Genomic DNA, 14,080 nt, shown 5'->3' on the forward strand with positions numbered 1-14,080 from the left:
GCGTGACGGGATCTTTGCGCGCTCGGTTAGAACACGGAATGGCGGATGCCTCGCTCGTTGTCGCTCTGTACCTATACGCGCCGATCGGAGCCGAGGAAGGGAAGAACGTTCCCGCTGGCATCAAGGGCGAGTGGGTGCTTTCCCTAAATTACAAGTTCTAGGCTAGAATCCAACGCCTGAAAGATGGTGTAACTACTTGGGGCAGATAAACACCGTGAAACATGCAATCGATCGACTACGCACCCTTCCGTCGAAAGTTTTATGTGAAGGGTGGTTTTCCGGACTAGAACATCCAAATGGCGGAATCCAGATCGTCATTGATGGAGAGCGTTTTACTGCCGATGTAAAAACGGTCTTGCGCCCCGATCTCGCCGCTTCATTCGGTCGCAATGCCGAAAAATGGGGATTTCAACTGACTTGCGACGTTCGTCCGTCCCGCACCGACTGGTATGGATCGGTCCAAGTCCTGCTTAATGACGGCGAGCGCGAGTATCTTGTCGACGATCCCGTGCGCATTCAATACGAGGCGCAACGTCGAGAAGCATCGGCCGCCGAGCTGGAATTCTTTAGGCTAATTGATGAGGCTTCGGCGCCGACAGTTTTGGAAATCGGGTCTCGAAAGCGCAGCGGGAACGCGAAAACTGATCGCATCCCCGATCATGCGCAGTACACCGGGTTTGACATCGCAGCAGGAGACAATGTTGACGTCATAGGTGATGCTCATGTTATGTCCCATCACCTTCCTAAGAACCATTTCGATTTCGTGTTTTCCATCTCAACGTTTGAGCATCTGCTCATGCCATGGAAAGCGGCGGTGGAACTAAACGCTGTGATGAAGCAAGGCGGTGTCGCATTTATCCATTCGCACCAAGCATGGCCTGTCCATGATGCTCCATGGGATTTTTATAGGTTTTCCAAGTTCGGCTGGCATGGCATCTTCAACCGCTATAGCGGGTTTGAGGTTATAGCAAGTGAACATGCCGAGCCTGCAACGATCATCCCTGAAACGCAGATGAACAACCCCGCAACTTTCCTATCCAGAGAAACAGGGTATCTGATGAGCGTGTGCCTGATACGGAAGATTGGAGGTACTGATCTGCAGTGGGATGCCGATCCGATGTCTATCATATCTACGGCTTACCCGGCCTGATCACATCTCAACAACGGAGGTCATATGCATTCGTTGAAGAAGTGCCGTTATTGCGATCACGTTGGTACGTTCATGTGTGAAGGAATTGGGCCACGGATGGGCTGCGATATGCCTGTATCGCACACTGCTCCGACGCAACCTGGATTCATTCATAAGCTATTGACTCTTCTCGGGATCTAGATCCGGCAATAGCGCCACCCGCCCACTTGGTGATGCGGTGAAATGATTCAGAAAACAGGACCATATGCGTTCTCTCAAACAGCGGGCGATGGCATTTTTCGCTATAGCCATCCTTGGCAGTGTTCTGTCCGCGCTCATTCCACCGTTGCAGTCTCCCGATGAGCCGGAGCACATAAATCGGGCATATCTTCTGGCGCACATGTCCGAGACCTACAACGTGCCAGGCCACTCCACGGGCGGTGAGATCGACAGCGGTCTGAGCCGGTACGAAATGCTATTCGCGGGCAAGTTGACCGCGAAGCCAGACGCGCGGTACACCGCACGACTCGCGCGAGAGGCGGCGGCGATCCGGTGGAGCGGTGAGCATGTATTCAGTGACATGGCCGGCTCGGCGCCCTACCTTCCGCTCGACTACGTGCCGCAGGCAATCGGATTGCGCATCGGGGAGGCGCTCGATCTGTCTGTCGGTGCGTCGTATCGCGTCGCGCGCGTCGCCGCGCTTTTCACCATTGCGCTAATCATTGCGGTCGCATTTGCGATCTGGCCTCCAAATGCACTGCTTATCTGCGTGCTCGCGCTACCCATGACGATGTTCCAGATTGCCAGCGCGTCATCGGACGGCTTGTCGTTTGCCTGGCTGGTTCTGGCGGCGAGCCTGTTCATGCTCGGCAGTGACCGCAGCGCCAGCTTCCGCGCGTGGCACCCGGTGCTGCTCATGCTTGCCGTCTTCATGGTCGTGACAGCGCGCCCGCAAATGCTGCCGGTGCTGGCGCTTCCGGCCTCGGTGTTCTTTATGCGCAAGGAATGGCGCTGGCTCGCAGCGTGGGCGGTCGTCGCCGGTGCGGCGTTCATGTGGCTCAATACCGCAGCACACATCGTCGATCTGCGCATGCCGCGATCCGTGACCACTGGGCAGGCGACCGCGCTGTATCTTTGGCACCCATTGGGCTTCGCCGCAGTGCTCGCCCGCACGCTTTCGAGTGAGATCAACCTGATCTTCTACTGGCGGAGCTTCATCGGCATATTGGGCTGGTTAGACCGCCCGATGCCCAGCTACGTGTATTCCATATGCGGGGTTGGCCTGGCACTAGCCGCCGCGCTGTCAGTGGCGCGCATATCAATTAAGCATAGAGTGCTGCTGATTGGCTGTGCAGCCGTCGCGATTCTACTCACGTTCTTTGCGATGCTTATCACGTGGACGGATCAGCCGGCCAAGTTCATCGTTGGTGTGCAGGGACGGTATTTCATCGCGCCAGCCGTTCTCCTGGCATACTCGTTTGGACCACCGAGGGGTGTATGGTGGATGATTATCTGCGGGGCATTCGTTGTATTCACTACCGCGATGACCGTCTCGACGCTTCTTTGGACGTATTATCTGTAGCAGAGATAAAGAACATGGTCTTGTTTGCGAGCAAACAAGTCGGCAGCAAAAGAAGTGGCCGACAGGCCATTCCACACATTACTGAGAACCGCCTTCGACAGTGTTGTTCATGCCGCTATTCGTCACGTTCGTTGTATTGTTAGTGTACGAATTCGACTGAAAGTTCACGAACTGTGATGTGGACTGCAGGCCGATGCCTAGCGTCAGCTTCGCGAACTGATTGCCGGTGATTACACCCGCGTAAGACGAATAGAGGCCAATCAGGATGCCGGTTTGATTTGTTCTTGGGCGAACTGCTGGGTTCCCTGCTGGGTTCCATGTGTTCCGGACGATGCTGAACTGGCTGTTTGCTGAAGCTAAATACCGACTGCATTGTTCTGACCAGAATGGCTCGACGCACATGACGAGCGATGCCGCACAAGATGCCGAAGACTTCACGTCTCAAGGTCGGACGGGCGGTTACGGCGCGACCACCAAGGGTGTGCTACGACAACAACTGCGGAGCTATCCGGAAATTCGATTCACTCGGCGACTTGCAACTTCTGGCGCTAACTGCCGAGCCGTAATGGCAGAAAGGTGCCTTGACGTTCGGCGTAGAGTTCGGGCCAACCCTGTTCAGGAGCGCCTGGACGTCTACCGCGACGTTCATTAGCGATACATCTCTTTGGGGGCCAAAGGGCAGCGACGTTCGTTAGCGATACATCGCTTTGGGGGCCAAAGGGCAGCGTGGAAGTGTTGCAGCATCAGCCGCATATTCAGGTCGGCACTATCGCCGGCGCTGCCGTCGCGTACAAAGCGTTCTCGCTGCGATACGCTTATGCCTTTTGCCCTGTCGGCAGGTCTTCCCCGCGGGGACGTGCGCGCTGGATTTTCAGGCGCGCATATGCTGACTTTGGGCTACGCTTGGTGGCTGCAAGGAGACGACGGCCAGCGGTGACCACAGTGCTAGAATCCCAGCTTTCAACGTGACGGTATTTCTCGCGCAATCAAAATGAATAATCGATTCGTCAATCCCTTGCCCGGCGTGCCTGATGTTGAGTCGCCTTTCTTTGACCAGTTGTTTGCCGCGAAGGAAGCTTCGGCTGAAGTCCTGTCCATAGCATCGCAGTTGCGGGATAACGGATATGCGATCATTGATTTCCCGGACGCGGAATTCGACGCGCGGGCCGAGCGGATCAAGACGAAGTTCTCCCCTACGTTCGATTTTGATCACTGGCGCGTGGAACTATGGCACAAGAACGACAGCCTCCGCGTCCAGGACGCATGGGAATCAGACGCGGATGTTCGGGCAATCGCCACGAGTCCCGCCGTTCTAAAACTGCTTAGCGATATATACGGCCGCCGCGCTATTCCTTTTCAGACACTAAATTTTCCGGTAGGCACACAGCAGCCCATCCACAACGACAGCATCCACTTTTCGAGCGTCCCTGAACGTTTCATGTGTGGCGTCTGGGTGGCGCTCGAGGACGTCGATGGGACCAACGGCGCGCTGGAGTATTACCCTGGCAGCCACAAGTTTCCAACTTACGCGAACGAACACATGGGCGTTTGCTCCGCGACACAGTACAAGCCGACTGGTCACTATCCGCAATACCTCGACCTGTGGCGTCAACTCATTGCTGCCGCTGGAATCGACGCGAAGACGTTTCACGCAAAGAAAGGACAAGCGCTCATTTGGGCGGCTAATTTGCTGCACGGCGGATCGAAGCAAACGGATCCCACGCGCACTCGCTGGAGCCAAGTCACGCATTACTACTTCGAGAACTGCGTCTACTACACGCCGGTATTTTCAGATCCGGCTTTCGGACGCACCTACTACCGGCAGATCAAGGATGCATTAACCGGGTTCATTCAGCCGAACGTTTATTCGGGCGTTGAAGTAGACCATGCCGTCATTGAGCGCAGTATGCCGAACGCGTTTGAGCGTTATGTCAAGCCGGCGCCGCCCGCCGACTTTGACCCTGCGGGTTACCTTCGTCTCAACCCGGATGTATCAGCTGCTGGAGTGGACCCTGCCGAACATTACCTCGAATTTGGCCGCAACGAGGGGCGGCGTTGGTCATGACAGCCGAATGGGAGCGTCGTTGTACCCATTGATCACAGCGAGACGGACCTGAGTTGCCTGCGCTGTTCGGGCAAATTCATTGAAATCGGAGCGATTAGACATGAACGACGAACAGATGCAGAGCGCTGCGAAAGCTCAATTGGAACGAATAGTCGTTGCGGCTGGCGCATTGCTGCGCAGAAAGCCGGAGATTCTTTCTGGCATGGCCCGGGAAGGAAAGCCGCCCGAGCAATGCGAAGCCGCCTTCGGGCACGAAATGAACTTCTTTCTGACAGACGCGCGCCGTGCCGCGATGATGGCGGGCATGCCGCAACGGAACATTGAGGCCGCACTGTTTCAGTTCGAACAACGTGGTGCGAAAACTAATGACCCACGTGTCAATTGAATCGCTACAAACGCCCATCATCCTTTCCAGAGAAGACGCATGAGCAAGTACATAAACGATCCGCAAGCGAAACTCACGCTCGACGAGCGGAGGGCCATTTTGCTCGCCGGCCTCGACACTAAAAACATGCTTGGCCTGGAGATCGGCGCGTTGTGCCGGCCGTTAGTCAGACGTGAAGAGGGTGAGCCGGTGATTTATGTTGATCACGCTGACACGCCCACGCTTAGGAAGAAGTACGAGAGCGACAGGAACGTCACTGTTGACCACATTGTTGACGTCGACGCTGTGTGGGGACAAAACACGTTGCGTGAAGCAACGCGCGGACGACTGGTCGACTATGCCGTCGCATCGCACGTCGTCGAACACGTCCCGGACCTGATCGCCTGGCTCAACGAACTCGCGTCAGTGCTCCGTCCGACGGGCGAGCTTCGCTTGATCGTTCCGGACAAGCGTTTCCTGTTTGACATTTTCCGGAGGGAAACAAGTCTGGCTGACGTGCTACTGAGCTATATCAACAAGGCCCGGGTTCCGCAGCCGCATTCAATGCTCGACTTCACGCTTGGAGTGGTAAAAGCCCGGCGGGAACAGATCTGGCGAGACGAGGTACCGGCCGTGCCCGAGCGTCACTATGATTGGCAAGGCGCCGTAGCATTGGCTCGTGACATCATCAAGAACGGAACCTATCACGATATTCACTGCTGGGCATTTACGCCCAAGTCCTTCGCCGAGCTTCTCCGGGACATGACCGACACTGGATTGGTCGACTTCGCCTGCGAAGGTTTTCTGGACACTCAAGAGGAGGACTTCGAGTTCTACGTCTCGATGCGACGTTCCAGCGACAAGGAGTACATTCGGTCAAGCTGGGAGCGCATGGCTGCCGCAGCATCGACCATTGGTCCCGGCGAGCCGAACTGGCAAGAGCGTCGGCGTGAAGACGTCGCGCGCCGCCGAGACCTAGGTGGCCGATATTCCAGTCGGGTCGTCGGTCAGCATAGTCCGCTCGATGCATCCGCCGCCGCCGTACTACCGAACGATTTCGATAAGGACGCTTATCTGTCCGCAAATCCAGATGTCGCAGCCGCTGGAATAGACGCGGCTGAGCACTATTTGCGTCATGGCCAGTATGAGAATCGCCCCCTTAAGCCGTAGACCCTGATAGAGACTCGATCCCCCTACGTTCTCAGTTGCTAATCCGGAACCGGCAGCCCGCCGGCGTCCGGAAGGCTATCGTGAAAGGTCTTGTATCGCGGGTCAGAAGTAGTCACCGTGCCTAGGTTTTCAAAAACATCTGGGGCCTCTGGACCACCGAAGGAGGTGATGATCGCTGTCTCACTGCTGTCGGAGAATCGAACATTGACTGTCGTCCTAACTAGAACTCCTAGTCAGTGATAGCAAAGTTTGCCGCGAACGAAGAATTGCTGCTCGATGTGTAATACAGAGTCTGCGCCGTCAGCACGGGCATGTGGGGAATGCCGGTAAAGCCGTGCGCCCTGTCCCGATCTCGCCCTAGCTGTTTTGCAACCGGCGAGGCGAATGCTACTTCAACGAGCAGACCGGTCGCGCCGGCGGGTGGAACACGAAGTGGCGCATTTCATGACGCATGTCCTGAAGGAAACGAAGCCGAAAGAAGCCTTCACCGAGCATGACATGCGGGCCAAATGCGCGAGCGATGCTGAGACGCTCGAACGCACGCAGACAACAAAATTACGGAACGAATTTATCGACGCAAACCAAAGCGAGTAATGCCGCTTCGATAGGTCAGCCAAGGCTACAACTGGCTTTCAAGGGTACAGCGGCGGAAATTGAATCGGCCGCAAAGCCTTGCTGGAATTCTGGCGGAGAGACGGGGATTCGAACCCCGGATAGGCTATTAACCTATACACGCTTTCCAGGCGTGCGACTTAAACCGCTCATCCATCTCTCCGGCGGGGAGCCGAATTATAGCAAACTTCGAGCCGTTCGCTACACCCTCGCGCAAACCCCTCTATGGATGCCGGATATAGTCCACCAGCGCCACCGTATAAGCATCCGGTTTGCGGTCGAAAAGGCTCACGCCGATCGCCACCAGAAAGCCCGCCGGCACGCCGAACACGCCCGAACTGATCGGCTCGATGCCGAACCACCGCGGCCCCGCGAAGCCCGTCATCTGCGTGAAGAAGGGATAGGTCGAGACGATGTAGTAGATGCACACGAGTAGCCCCGCCAGCATGCCGGCCACCGCGCCGAGCCGCGTCGTGCGCTTCCAGAACACGCCCAGCACCAGCACCGGAAACAGGCTCGACGCCGCTAGCGAAAACGCCGCGCCGACCAGGAACAGAATGTTGCCCGTGTTGAGCGACGCCACATACGACGCAAACAGCGCCACCCCGAGCAGCAGAATCTTCGAAATGGTCACGCGCCGCTGACTCGACGCTCCCGGGTCGACCATGTGGTAATACACGTCGTGCGATAAGGCGTTCGCAATCGTGAGCAGCAGACCGTCAGCCGTGGAAAGTGCCGCGGCCAATGCGCCCGCCGCGATCAGGCCTGACATCACGTACGGTAGTCCCGCAATCTCCGGCGCGGCAAGCACCACCATGTCGGGCTGCATCTGAATCTCGCTCCATCGCACGATGCCGTCGCCGTTGGTGTCCGCCAGAGTGATCAGGCTCGGCTCCACCTTGCGCCATTGCGTGAGCCATTGCGGTAAATCGGAAAAGTGATGACCGACCAGGTTCGTCAAGATCTCGTATTTGATCAGCACCGCGAGCACCGGCACGGTCACATAAAACAGTGCGACGAAAAAGAGCGTCCAGCCGACTGAGCGTCGCGCGGAAGCCACCGACGTCGTCGTGTTATAGCGCGTCAAAATATGCGGCAAGCTCGCCGTGCCGAGCGACAGGCACAGCAGCAGCGAAAGAAAGTTGCGCTCGTGCATGCGCCGGTCTTCGTCGCTCGCTGTGGGGAACGGCTCGTGCATCGGCACCGGCGCGGCGGCACGCATCAGCATCTCGTCGCGCTGCTGCGACCAAACGATCTGCGCGGCGGCGGCATCGCGCGGAAACTGCTCAAGCGCTTTCTCGCGCTCCTTGATCTCGCGCAGCGGACCATTGCGCCGGCGCAAATCGGCCACTTCCTGTGTGAGCCTCAGCTTCTGCGCGACGAACGAATGCGGCAGCATGTCGAGCCGCTGCTGCATCAGCGCGGCTCGGCGGCGATAATCGTCGCGCACGGTCTGCTCGAGCGGCTCGTCGCGCACCTGCTTCTCGAGGCTTTCCATACGCTCCATCAAACGGCCGTAACTCAATTGCGGCACCCAGCCGAGGCCGTCCCTATGCGCGATCATCGAAACAGGAATCAGGATCGCCGCAATCAGGATGATGTATTGCGCAACCTGAGTCCACGTCACCGCGCGCATGCCGCCAAGAAACGAGCACACCAGAATGCCCGCGAGTCCGCAGAAAATGCCGACGGCAAAGTCGACACCAATGAAGCGCGTTGCAATCAGGCCGACGCCCTGAATCTGCGCGACCAGATAAACGAACGAACACAGAATCGCCGACAACGCCGCGAGGCCGCGCACGGCGTTGCTCGAAAAACGTGTGCCGAGGAAATCGGGAATCGTGTAGCGGGCTAGCTTGCGCACGTATGGCGCGAGCAAAAACGCAACCAGGCAATAACCACCGGTCCAGCCCATCAGATAGGCCAGGCCATCGTAGCCGGTTGCGTAGATCGAACCAGCCAGGCCGATGAACGAAGCCGCCGAAAGCCAGTCCGCCGCCGTCGCCATGCCGTTGAACGCGGACGGCACGCGCCGTCCCGCCACATAGTATTCGACGAGATCCGAAGTGCGCGACAGCAAGCCGATCACCGCGTACACGGCAATCGGCACGAACAGGAACACATAGCCGATCCACATGCCCGGCCCGGTCGTGCGCTCGATGCGCCACATCACATAGATGAAAAGCAGGAAGCCGAGCGTGTAAAACGCATATGAGCGGATCAGCCTGTTCGTGAGCTTCATCGGCTCAGGTTCCGCGCACGCCGGCATCGGCGGCGGCAGTCGGGCTTGCAGCCGCACTTGCGCTCAAAGCGGCGTCGGTATCGGCAGCGGTATGAGTGTCGGCCTCGAACGCGCGTTGCAAGTGGCGGTCGGCGCGCTGCATCGACACGATGTACACGACGATCAGCGCGAGATAGATCAGGATCGCGCCCTGTGCGCCGAAGTAAAACGGCAATCTGAAGCCGGCAAAACGCAGATGCGCGAGAGCAGGTGCCGCGAGCGGCAACAGGAACGATACCGCGAAGCCCACCGTCATCAACGCCGCGATGAGCGCGAGATTGAAGCGCCAGTACTTTCGATGTGCGCGAGCCAGCGCCGCCGACACCGCCGGCGGTTCGGGCGCGGGATTCTGCGTAGCGTGAGAGGAGTGGTGAGGCGCGGCCATGCGCCTATGTATCAAAAAGGCACCGGGCAAGCAATCGGGATTGTCCGTGCGAGGGCCGAAACTGGCATCCGGCGAGGAGCGCATCGTTCGATACGCTCCCGCCTTTTCACCTGCAACGCGCAGGCAAACGCATGCCTTTTAGAGCGACTCGCCAAGCTGATCGAGGATCGCCGGGTTCTCCAGCGTCGACACGTCTTGCGTGATGGCCTCGCCCTTTGCAAGCGAACGCAACAGACGGCGCATGATCTTGCCCGAACGCGTCTTCGGCAGATTCTCGCCAAAGCGGATGTCCTTCGGCTTCGCGATCGGACCGATTTCCTTGCCGACCCAGTTGCGCAATTCGTTCGCGAGCTTGACCGCCTCTTCGCCTTCCGGACGCGCGCGCTTCAACACGACGAACGCGCATACCGCTTCACCGGTCGTTGCATCGGGACGCCCCACCACCGCCGCCTCGGCGACGATCGGGTTCGATACCAGCGCCGACTCGATCTCCATCGTGCCGAGACGGTGACCCGACACATTGAGCACGTCGTCAATGCGGCCCATGATCGTGAAGTAGCCGGTTTCCTTGTCGCGCACCGCCCCGTCACCGGCGAGATACAGCTTGCCGCCGAGTTCCTCGGGGAAGTAGCTCTTCTTGTAACGGTCCGGATCGCCCCACACGTTACGCAACATGGAAGGCCAAGGCCGCTTCACCACCAGAATGCCGCCCTGCCCGTTGGGCACGTCCTGGCCGGTTTCGTCGACGACCGCCGCCATGATGCCCGGCAAGGGCAGCGTGCACGAGCCCGGCACGAGCGGCGTTGCGCCCGGCAGCGGCGTGATCATGTGGCCGCCGGTTTCCGTCTGCCACCACGTATCGACAATCGGGCAGCGCCCGCCGCCGACGTTCTCGTAGTACCACACCCACGCTTCGGGATTGATCGGCTCGCCGACCGTACCGATGATGCGCAGCGTCGACAGGTCGTAGCTCTTTGGATGCACTTTCGCATCGGCTTCCGCGGCCTTGATCAGCGAGCGGATCGCGGTCGGCGCGGTATAGAAGAGCGTTACCTTGTGCTTCGCGATCATGTCCCAGAAGCGGCCGGCGTTCGGATAGGTCGGCACGCCTTCGAACACGACCTGGGTGCCGCCGAGCGTCAGCGGACCATAAGTAATGTAGCTGTGACCCGTGATCCAGCCGATGTCTGCGGTACACCAGAACACGTCGGTGGACTTCCAGTCGAAGGTCCACTTCATGGTCTGCGCGGCCCACAACAGATAGCCGCCCGTGCTGTGCTGAACGCCCTTCGGCTTGCCCGTCGAACCCGATGTATAGAGGATGAAAAGCGGATGCTCGGCACCGACCCACTCCGGCACGCATTGATCCGGTTCGGCTTGCGCGATCTCGTGCATCCACAGATCGCGGCCTTCGTTCCACGCAATCTTGCCGCCGGTGCGCTGGTAGACGATCACGCTCTTGACCGCGTCGCAGCCGCCCATTGCGAGCGCTTCGTCGGCGATGTTCTTCAACGGCAGCGCCTTGCCGCCGCGCATCTGTTCGTCCGAAGTGACGAGCGCGACCGCGCCCACGTCGACGAGCCGCTCGTTGAGCGACTTCGACGAGAAGCCGCCGAACACCACCGAGTGCGTCGCGCCGATCCGCGCGCATGCCTGCATTGCGACAATGCCTTCAATCGACATCGGCATATAGATCACCACGCGGTCGCCCTTCTTCACGCCGCGCGTTTTCAGCGCGTTCGCAAAGCGCGACACACGTTGCAGCAGATCCTGATAGGTGACGTTGGTGACGGTGCCGTCGTCGGCTTCGAACACGATCGCGACGCGCTCGCCGTTGCCCGCCTCCACGTGACGGTCGATGCTGTTGTACGACGCATTCAGCTGGCCGTCCTCGAACCACGTGTAGAACGGCGCTTTCGATTCGTCGAGCACCTTCGTGAAGGGCTTGTTCCAGCTTAGCGTCTCGCGAGCGAGGCGCCCCCAGAAGCCTTCGTAGTCTCGTTCCGCCTCGGCGGTCAGCGCATGGTAAGCGTCCATGCCGGAGATCGTGGCACCGGCCGCTGCTTCGGCGGAGGGCGGGAAAACACGGCGTTCCTGAAGAACCGATTCAATCGCAGACATCGACAACCCCTTGGTGAAGATGAAACGTAAAACCTGTGCCGGCGCACCGTTGGCGCGCCATGTCATGTTGACGCCGCAATCGGACGCGATTGCAGGCGCGTGTCTCCCGCCTCGCGCACCGGCCGTTCGAGGCCGCTGCGTCGCGGACCGTGCCGTCAACCTGTGCTCATGCCGCAATGCAACATAATCACAGGCGAGACAACGTCCGCTCTCGTGTTCAACCATAAGCGGTGCAACTTACCGGCCACTTACGCGAGCGGCATCGGCTTGCCCGCACAAACCCTTACGCGATTCGTACGACGCTTTCAACGAGCCACGCAGTGCTGCGCCATTTCGCGCACGTTACGCAGGTTACGCTCGTTGAGCCCGTTGCCCTTACGCCGCGGTGCGGGCCCTAATACAATGCTAACTGAACTAGCTGCCCGGATTCCAGTTTGAATCGCTACGCCCTGCTTCTTATTACCTCGATGCTGCTCGTCGGCAGCAATGTCGGTATCGGTAAATCGATTGTCGAGTACGTCCCTGTTCCGCTGTTCGCGCTGCTGCGCTTCGTGATCGCAATGGCCGTGCTGTGGCCGCTTCTGCGCATCGCGAAACTGCGTCGCGTCAAGCGCGATGAATGGCTCAATCTGTTTTTGCAGGCGCTCTTCGGGACCTTCGGGTTTACGCTGTTGATGCTCAACGGCGTGCAGCGCACGAGTGCGGTGGCGGCAGGCGTCATCACGAGCACGATTCCGGCGGTCGTCGCGCTGCTGTCGTGGCTCATTCTCAAGGAGCGTCCCAATGGGCGCGCGCTTGCGTCGATCGCATTGGCCATTGCGGGCGTGGTCGTCATCGATCTCGCACATGTCGATGCGAGCGCGCGCGGCGAAACATCGTTCACCGGCAATCTGATGGTGCTCGGCGCCGTGTGCTGCGAGTCGCTCTACATCATTCTTTCGCGGCGCCTCACGCAAACGCTCGCACCTATCGACATCTGTGCTTACACGCATATGTTCGGCCTGCTGTTGATGCTGCCGTTGGGCGCGACCGCGCTCGTCGATTTCGACTATCGCGCGGTGCCGCCCGGCGTGTGGACGCTGGTGCTGTGGTACGGACTGTCCGCAAGCATCTTCTCCTTCTGGCTCTGGATGAAGGGCATCCGCCACGTCCCGGGCAGTCTTGCGGGCGTATTCAGCGCCGTGCTGCCGGTCGCGGCGGCCATCTACGGCATTGCGTTTCTCGGTGAGCGCCCGACGCTTGCGCACGGCGTCGCGCTTGCGTGCGTGATTGCGGGCATTGGACTCGCGAGTTTGAAAGTGAAGCGCGTACCGCCGGTCGCATCGTAAGCGTTGTGTTTATACGCTGGCGGCTGCGGCACGCGGTGATGCACCGGGCTCACGCAGCCGTTGCGTTGCGCAGGCTAGCGGTTGCTCCCGCGCGCAATCGCCACCGGCTATGCTGCGCGGCCGCCCGTGCGTCTATGCTGGCGCCGCGGCCCCGCCCACGGGCATTGACGCTCGCGCCTCGACCTTGCCCGCCGCGCCGCAGCAAATCCGCCCAACGCTGTACAATAGCGCGCGCTGATGCGTGCGTTGCCGGCCCGCTGCCGACCCATGATGGGCTTGCTTCGCGCCCGTGCCGCGCCTTCCGCACCTCGCTTTGCGTGCCCGATCCGCGCGCGTGATTCGCACGCTGTCCGGCGCATTTGGTCCACGTTCCGTCACCTGCGTTCGATCCGATTCCTGCCTATGTCCGCTTCGCGAACCGATTCCCCGCGCCAACGCCGCCCCATGCGTCCGCTGCCCGTCATCATCTTCATGAGTCGCTGGCTGCAGGTGCCGCTCTATCTCGGGTTGATTGTCGCGCAGGCCGTGTACGTGGTGCTGTTCCTGAAGGAAGTCTGGCATCTCGTCACAGCGTCGATGACGCTCGACGAAACCAACATCATGCTTGTCGTGCTCGGTCTGATCGACGTGGTCATGATCTCGAACCTGCTGATCATGGTGATCATCGGCGGGTATGAAACGTTCGTGTCGCGCCTCGGTGTGGAGGGCCATCCCGACGAGCCGGAATGGCTCGACCACGTGAACGCCGGCGTGCTGAAAGTGAAGCTCTCCATGGCACTCATCAGCATCTCGTCGATCCATCTGCTGAAAACGTTTATCAGCCCGGACCAGAACTCGACGCACACCATCATGTGGCAGGTCATCATCCACGTCGCGTTCCTCCTCTCGGCACTGATCATGGCCTTCGTCGACCGGCTGACCACGCACACGCATCCGACTCATTTTCAGGAACCCGCGGATTTGCAGCCGCTGGGTTCCAGCGGTTCCACTCCCCTGAAAGCGCACGACTGACCGCACAGCCTGCGAACAGAAAAAAGCGCTAC

At 59.4% G+C, this 14,080-nt stretch carries 11 protein-coding genes and 1 tRNA gene; 8 read left to right on the plus strand and 4 right to left on the minus strand.

The annotated features are described in order from the left end of the window. Nucleotides 1-214: 214 nt before the first annotated feature. From RW095_RS30775 to RW095_RS30800, 6 genes are all read left to right on the plus strand, one after another. Nucleotides 215-1,150: a methyltransferase domain-containing protein gene (locus RW095_RS30775; RefSeq protein ID WP_317022471.1), complete on the plus strand. Its 936-nt coding sequence runs from the start codon at nt 215-217 to the stop codon at nt 1,148-1,150. A 268-nt stretch (nt 1,151-1,418) separates the two neighbouring features. Further along, nucleotides 1,419-2,711, plus strand: a complete 1,293-nt coding sequence (locus RW095_RS30780) for a DUF2142 domain-containing protein (protein ID WP_317022472.1) — start codon at nt 1,419-1,421, stop codon at nt 2,709-2,711. A gap of 991 nt (nt 2,712-3,702) precedes the next feature. Then, nucleotides 3,703-4,776 (plus strand): phytanoyl-CoA dioxygenase family protein, encoded by a 1,074-nt coding sequence (locus RW095_RS30785; RefSeq protein WP_317022473.1) that lies wholly within the window; start codon nt 3,703-3,705, stop codon nt 4,774-4,776. Between the two features lie 100 nt (nt 4,777-4,876). Then, on the plus strand, nt 4,877-5,161 hold the full coding sequence (locus RW095_RS30790) for a hypothetical protein (RefSeq protein ID WP_317022474.1): 285 nt from the start codon (nt 4,877-4,879) through the stop codon (nt 5,159-5,161). 39 nt (nt 5,162-5,200) lie between these two features. Further along, the gene (locus RW095_RS30795) at nt 5,201-6,310 is read left to right on the plus strand and encodes a class I SAM-dependent methyltransferase (protein ID WP_317022475.1); all 1,110 of its coding nucleotides are present in this window, start codon (nt 5,201-5,203) and stop codon (nt 6,308-6,310) included. 420 nt (nt 6,311-6,730) lie between these two features. Further along, the gene (locus tag RW095_RS30800) at nt 6,731-6,904 is read left to right on the plus strand and encodes a hypothetical protein (protein ID WP_317022476.1); all 174 of its coding nucleotides are present in this window, start codon (nt 6,731-6,733) and stop codon (nt 6,902-6,904) included. 90 nt (nt 6,905-6,994) lie between these two features. Here RW095_RS30800 and RW095_RS30805 read toward each other — a convergent pair. The 4 genes from RW095_RS30805 to acs form a co-directional block, all read right to left on the minus strand. Continuing rightward, nucleotides 6,995-7,085: transfer RNA gene (locus RW095_RS30805), tRNA-Ser, on the minus strand. A 60-nt stretch (nt 7,086-7,145) separates the two neighbouring features. Further along, nucleotides 7,146-9,164, minus strand: coding sequence for a sodium:solute symporter family protein (locus RW095_RS30810; RefSeq protein WP_317022477.1), 2,019 nt, complete (start codon nt 9,162-9,164; stop codon nt 7,146-7,148). Nucleotides 9,165-9,168: 4 nt separating this feature from the next. Continuing rightward, nucleotides 9,169-9,588 (minus strand): DUF4212 domain-containing protein, encoded by a 420-nt coding sequence (locus tag RW095_RS30815; protein WP_317022478.1) that lies wholly within the window; start codon nt 9,586-9,588, stop codon nt 9,169-9,171. A gap of 138 nt (nt 9,589-9,726) precedes the next feature. Beyond that, nucleotides 9,727-11,709 carry an acetate--CoA ligase gene (gene acs, locus RW095_RS30820; protein WP_317022479.1) on the minus strand — a complete coding sequence of 661 codons (1,983 nt, stop codon included), beginning with the start codon at nt 11,707-11,709 and terminating at the stop codon, nt 9,727-9,729. 434 nt (nt 11,710-12,143) lie between these two features. Here acs and RW095_RS30825 point away from each other — a divergent pair, with 434 nt between their 5' ends. Beyond that, a complete protein-coding gene (locus RW095_RS30825; RefSeq protein WP_317022480.1) occupies nt 12,144-13,037 on the plus strand; it encodes a DMT family transporter in 894 nt (297 codons plus the stop codon). A 402-nt stretch (nt 13,038-13,439) separates the two neighbouring features. Further along, entirely contained in the window at nt 13,440-14,048 is a 609-nt protein-coding gene (locus RW095_RS30830) for a TIGR00645 family protein (protein ID WP_317022481.1), read from the plus strand. Nucleotides 14,049-14,080: the final 32 nt, after the last annotated feature.

Source organism: Paraburkholderia kirstenboschensis, assembly GCF_032806925.1.
GTDB lineage: Bacteria > Pseudomonadota > Gammaproteobacteria > Burkholderiales > Burkholderiaceae > Paraburkholderia > Paraburkholderia kirstenboschensis.